Source organism: Roseospira navarrensis (genome assembly GCF_009601025.1).
GTDB classification, from domain to species: domain Bacteria; phylum Pseudomonadota; class Alphaproteobacteria; order Rhodospirillales; family Rhodospirillaceae; genus Rhodospira; species Rhodospira navarrensis.
Map to the genome: position 1 here is coordinate 1 of NZ_WIVE01000121.1, position 4,651 is coordinate 4,651.

General features: G+C 62.8%; 2 protein-coding genes. Both read right to left on the reverse strand.

What is annotated here, in order from left to right:
• Positions 1-532: 532 nt before the first annotated feature.
• Positions 533-3,706 (reverse strand): hypothetical protein, encoded by a 3,174-nt coding sequence (locus GHC57_RS18665; protein ID WP_153347101.1) that lies wholly within the window; start codon positions 3,704-3,706, stop codon positions 533-535.
• The gene (locus tag GHC57_RS18670; protein WP_343031214.1) at positions 3,703-4,299 is read right to left on the reverse strand and encodes a phage regulatory CII family protein; all 597 of its coding nucleotides are present in this window, start codon (positions 4,297-4,299) and stop codon (positions 3,703-3,705) included. Before GHC57_RS18670 ends, GHC57_RS18665 begins: the two co-directional genes overlap by 4 nt.
• Positions 4,300-4,651: the final 352 nt, after the last annotated feature.

Genomic DNA, 4,651 nt, shown 5'->3' on the forward strand with positions numbered 1-4,651 from the left:
AACGTGTCCCGATCCATGCCCGCCTCCCGCGTTCGGTATCCTTCATGATACCAAATCCGGGAATGCATAGCGAACGCTATTTGAGCCTTCCTGAACGGCGGCGTAAGCTGAATCCTCTTCCGCGTTCTCGAGCGGACTGAAACCTCATGAAGAGCGTCGCCCGTTGGGAAACGCGGCGCTGAAGCCTCTTCCGCGTTCTCGAGCGGACTGAAACCAGGGCCTTCAGGCCCTCGGCGGAGACGTACGCTGAAGCCTCTTCCGCGTTCTCGAGCGGACTGAAACAAACCGATGCCGTTGAGGCTCGTGGATTCCACGCTGAGGCCTCTTCCGCGTTCTCGAGCGGACTGAAACTTGGGCAGGACGTTGTCCCGCACCCAGCCGTCGGGCTGAGGCCTCTTCCGCGTTCTCGAGCGGACAGCACATGGGCCAAACTGAAAGAGGCGCCCCCCCGGAGCGGGGGCGCCTCTTTCAGTTTGGCTACAGGGCTATCGTGAGCGGATCCCGGCGTCCGCTCCCGTTTGATGAGTCGGGATCAGTCGCCCGGCAACTGCCCGGCTGCGGTGGCGGTCGTTGTTCTGTCACCCGCATCTAGGGAGACATGGCCGCTGGATTGCAGCGCCAGCCCCAGTCCAAACAGAAGAGCCGCCCCGGCGGCCAGGGTCCGCCGCGCGCCCTTCTGCCACGTCGTGCGCCCCTGCTTCGTCTCCACACGGCGACCGATCCAGGGCCAGGCCCGGAACAGGCCTGGACTGACTGCAAGGGCGATCAACCCGGCGACCGCCATCGCGAACAGGCTGGCCAGCACCCATGTGTAGCCAGCCGACGCGCCCAGGGCGGTGGTCGCCCGCTCCAGCAGCGGCCACAGGAAGAAGTGGCTGGCGATGTCCTGGCTGCCCAGCACGGCGAATAGCACCGCGAACGGCAGGGCGATGGCGGCGATGGTGCGCTCGCGGCGCTCCTCCTCCGCGATGAGGGTGTTGTTTCGGGCGTCTTCCTCGGCGGACAGGAAATTCTGCATCTGCTGGATTTCGTCGCGCACCATCTGATAGTCGGCGGTGCAGCCCGTGCGCTTGCTCATGGTCTCGAACAGCTCAAGGCCCTGGACCTGACTGCTCATGCGCTCGAACCAGATGTGGTTGGTGAACTCGAGCTGGCGCCGATGAAGGGCATGGTAAAGGGTCGCCAGGGTCTTGTCGCGCGTCTCTCGGGTCCATCGCGTGCCAACGGCCTTTGGGGACGGGTCGGTGACGAAGCGCAGGGCATCGGTCACCTGGAGCGAGAACGTGCCCAGCGCCGCCACATAGGCCTGGGCCACCAGGGCCATGCGGCGGTACATCGTCGCCATGTGGATGCCGTGGATCACACCGCGTGCGAAACCGTCCGGGCCATCCATCACCACGCAGACAAAGCTGTGAGCCGTGGCCATGTAACGCGTGCCCCAGCACAGATACCGCTCGTAGAGTCCGGCCTTGTACTCCTTCACCGCGAAATCGGGATCGCACGTGTGCCCGGTGCCGTAGGGATCGACTGTCGTCAGCCGCGTCAGCATGACATCGAACAGATCCTTGCCGCGCGGGGTGGCCGGAAGCCGTCCGAACGGCACGACGGATGCGATGACGCGCGCACGATCATCGAACAGAGCACGGACGCGCGGATCTCCATTGGCGGGCAGGGCCCCATCAGAGGCGAGGTCCTCTTGCTTCAGACCGAGCGCGTAGTCCAGCAGGCTCGGGAACCAGCCCGTAAATGGTGTCGTAGAGATCTCGGCCCCGTGGGGGAGGGTTGCATCTTCCGCGTCCGCTCTTTTCAGGGTGATCTCGGATGGACGGCCCTGCTCACCCCCCTCGGAGCACATGGTGGAATGCGTGAACCGCAGCTTTCCGTTGATTTCGATGACCTGACCCAAGGGGCGTTTGACGTCTTCGCGCTTCGGGGCAAGCAGTTCCACCCAGGTGATTTGTTGGAATTTCTCGTCCTTCTTCAATGCGGGCGGGTCTTCGCCGACCGTCCACTCCACCATGACGACATCGTTGTAGAAAAAATGCAGACGCAGTCCGGTCACGTCCAGTGAGACGGGTTCGCGGTACCCTGTTTTTGGCTTCTTAGGCTCTGCCTTTCGGTACAGCGTGAACGAAAGGTCTTCTGTCGGCAGAGCCAGGGACACCAGGGCGCGGCCCCACTCGATCTGCTTCACGGCCTGTTCAAAAGGGGGCTGGGCGGCCGACGGCTGAGATCGCGCGTCAGAGAAGTCTGGTGAGGCGGGATCGGGACGCCATGCCATGAGGTCGCGGAGGTGCGGCAGAAAGTAATGCCATTCCTCGTCCCCGATCGCCACGGGCTCCGGGCGTCCGCCTCCGCGAGGGGTCTCGTGCCAGGCTGACAAATAGTCCAGAACGCGGCGCTTCAGAGTGCTGACCGTCGGGATGCGCGCGTCTCCTTCGTCATCCGCATCCGTTGTCGCGGCGGTCGGGATCGGATCCCCAAGCGCCAGCGCCTGGACGAAGCTGGTCCGCCACGCGGCAACCCTCCGGTTGCCGGTCAACAGGTCCCCCAGGAGGCATTCGACAAGGTCAGAAAGCGCCTGTGCCTGTCCCCCCAGGGCGTCACGTGCCCCGAAGTAGGCGCTGTCGCCGCCCCCCGCGTAGCATTCCAACCGCCCGATTTCCGCCGGCCATGTCTTGCGAACCGCCGGATCGAACCACTGAGCGACCTGATCGAGCCGATCCCGCGCCCCCGAGAACTCGATGCGGGTCAGGTGACCAGCCGCGTGCTTAGGCTTGACCGGATCCGGCAGACCTCCGGACCGGGCCCTTTTGAGGGAGCCCTCGTCGTAAAAGACCAGCAGCATTTCGATAGAGTGAGTGAGTGCCTCGACGCCGTCGGCGCCGGCCTTTTCCCAGTACACGGCGTCGGCCATTTCGTATCGGAACGCGTCCGGGACGCACGCCAGCAGTAGGCGCGGGCCATCCGCGTCGGATGGCACACCGTCCAGGTCGAGCCAGCGCGCCCGGCCCGTCTCGAAGGCTTCACGAAGGGCAACGCGGGCTTTGCCGATCCTGGCGTCCGTATCCGACAGCGCGTCATCCTGATGTGGGGCTTCGCTCAGCCGGACCAGTTCGTCCGTCTTAGGCGGCACGTCTCGCGCCGCCAGTCTGGCGATGGTCAGGTCGCGACGGCGGATGTCCCACACCCGATCCCGCGCTTCGCTCTCTGTCTTGCACTGGCGCAGGGCAACCTTGGCCAACTCCGGGATGAACCCGCGATCATTGGCGGCCACAAGGGGGATGTCTCGGTCAAGGTCAGCTGGAAGAGGCGTATCGGGATCAACATCCAGCAGGCGCCTGACCTGTTCCAGGGACGACAGCGGCGACCGCCGGTCGACCACTTCGCCGGGGGCGTTCGCGTAGATATGGTGGTCCACCGAAACCACGGTGTGGTTATGTTCCATGACGCGTTCGCGGACAGCATCGTCGGGAAGCTCGACCATGATGACGGTGGGCGCCAACTTATCGAGCGTCTTCTGGTCAATGACGGCGCGGCCGCCCCAACCGTGTGACAGCGGGTTTTCCCTGGGCCGAAGGGTACGGGCCCCGCGCCGACAGTCCAAAGCCCGGACCAGACGGATAATGGTGGCGGCCTCAAGATCGTTGACGGCGACGACCACGCTGTGGGTTGGCGTCGGCGGGTTTTGACTCACCTCGGTCATGCGGATCGGTCCTTGATCTTCGGCTTGGAACTTTCGTTTGAAGATGGCCTGTCGTCACGCACCGTCCCGTCAGCGGGCCGTTCCACCAGGTCACGAACACCGGCCAGCGCGCGTTCACAGGCGTCCACTTCTTGGATAATGCGGCCCCGGTCGATGTGGTCGAGCTTGCCGTCGGCCAGCGCGTGGTGGACGGCTTCCAGGATGTCCGTGGCCTCAATGATGGTCCGCACGGCGCCGTCCTGAAGGCTTGGCGGTTGATCTGCATTGCCACGGTCCTGCCGGTCGAGGACAAGGTAGTCTGTTCCACGGGTGAAATACCGGACCAGGTCGGCTTCGGGGATCCGGGCGATCAGAGTCCGGATCTCGGCTGCACTGAATGGTGTCCGGCCACGAACCCGCGCATACAATGCATGGTAGCTGAGGTTCATCGCCTCCGCGAGATCTGACAGGTCCGTGGTCCGACCCGTCATCAAGAGCCGATGAACCTCATCGGCGAAGGCCCGTCCCCGATCTCCCATAAAACACCCCTTTGCAACCGGCCCCTTCCCTATAGCGTGTGTCAGAATGCAGAGCCAGCAAAACAGACAGGGCATTTTGACATCCCGGGGTTGCCAAGGGTCAGAGGCGGCCTATTTTGTCATATTTGCGTGAGCATGTGATTGCGGGTGAAGTAGTGCGATCATTGAAAATGGTGCGCAAGCGGAAAGACAAAAACTATGCTGTCGCAGTATTTAGTAAAATGGTCAGCGTGAAAATAGCCGGAAGATTGAAACGTTACAATTTTTTGGTGGGCGTCAAAAAATAAACGAAATCTGGCAGTGTAATTTTTGTGTGCTCTGTCATTTGGGGTGCAGTGTGAATGTGGAAAAAGGCTTATCCCTTTGAGTCCGGGACCACATCATGTGGTGACAGGTGGCCTGAAACGGCGTAGAACATAACGTGAAC

Excerpts from the sequence above, each read along its gene's own strand:
- GHC57_RS18665 (WP_153347101.1), bottom strand. The coding sequence starts at position 3,706 with ATGACCGAGGTGAGTCAAAACCCGCCGACGCCAACCCACAGCGTGGTC.
- GHC57_RS18670 (WP_343031214.1), bottom strand. The coding sequence starts at position 4,299 with ATGCCCTGTCTGTTTTGCTGGCTCTGCATTCTGACACACGCTATAGGG.